Annotated in this window: 1 protein-coding gene; it reads right to left on the bottom strand. The window is 71.3% G+C overall.

The window, feature by feature from the left end; genetic code table 11:
• Nucleotides 1–741: acyltransferase domain-containing protein (locus PUR71_RS00655; protein WP_329924299.1), on the bottom strand; the 741-nt coding region annotated here is incomplete at both ends.

Genomic DNA, 741 nt, shown 5'->3' with positions numbered 1-741 from the left:
CGAGACCCGAAGCCGCGTCGTCCTGCGCTCGGCGAAGTGCGCCTCGATCGCCGCGACAGCCTCCTCCGCCCCGGACACGACGACCGACCGCGGACCGTTGATCGCGGCGATCGACACGAACTCGCCCAGCAACGGCAGGACGTCGTCCTCCGTCGCCTGCACCGCCAGCATCACACCACCCGCCGGCAACGCCTGCATCAGACGGCCACGCGCCGCCACCAGGGCGCAGGCGTCAGCCAGGCTGAACACTCCCGCCACGTGCGCCGCAGCCACCTCACCGATCGAGTGCCCCGCCACGAACTCCGCCCGGACGCCCAGCGATTCGACCAGCCGGTACAGCGCCACCTCGACGGCGAACAACCCGGCCTGGGCATACGCAGTCTGATTCAGCAGCTCCGCATCCGAACCCCACACGACGCTGCGGAGGGGCTGCTCGAGGTGCGCGTCCAGCGCCGCGCAGACGGCGTCGAAGGCGTCGGCGAACACTGGGAAGCGGGCGTGCAACTCCTCTCCCATGCCCAGGCGTTGCGAGCCCTGGCCGGAAAAGAGGAACGCGTTCTTGCCGTCGGCCGCCGTACCACGGACGAGCTCGACGCCGTTCACGAGCACCGCGCGGTGCGGGAAGGCCGTCCGCCCGGCCAGGGTGAACGCCACATCGGCGGCCTGGAGTTCATCCAGCTCCGTCAGGCGCGCGACCTGGGCGTCCAACGCCGCTTCGCACGTGGCGGACACCACCCAGGG

Origin of the sequence: Streptomyces sp. SP17BM10 (assembly GCF_036322405.1) — a bacterium.
GTDB lineage: Bacteria > Actinomycetota > Actinomycetes > Streptomycetales > Streptomycetaceae > Kitasatospora.
Note: the sequence above shows the minus strand (reverse complement) of the source record. Positions and strands in the feature narration are given on the sequence as shown.